Raw genomic sequence first — 239 nt, 5'->3', positions numbered from 1 at the left:
GCCACTCGGCCACCGCGTCACCGGGCTCCTCGCCGTCCCGGTAGAAGAAGACGCCGGTGTTTCCCTTGTCGGTGGCAGCGAAGGCATAGCCCCGGGCCAGCACCCAGTCGCTGATGATGAAGTCGTTGGCGTACTGCCGCCGCACCCCCGGAGCTCCGGTGACCACGAGCTTGCCGTTCCAGTCGTCGGGGAGCCGGATCACGAACTGCGAGTCGTGGAAGTAGCCGTTGTTGCTGTTC

General features: G+C 66.1%; 1 protein-coding gene. It reads right to left on the bottom strand.

The annotated features are described in order from the left end of the window. On the bottom strand, positions 1 to 239 hold a 239-nt coding region (locus HKX41_13280; protein NNC25107.1), incomplete at both ends, for a tannase/feruloyl esterase family alpha/beta hydrolase.

The organism is Salifodinibacter halophilus (assembly GCA_012999515.1).
In the GTDB taxonomy this organism is placed as follows: domain Bacteria; phylum Pseudomonadota; class Gammaproteobacteria; order Nevskiales; family Salinisphaeraceae; genus Salifodinibacter; species Salifodinibacter halophilus.
This window is presented reverse-complemented; position numbering and strand designations above follow the sequence as displayed.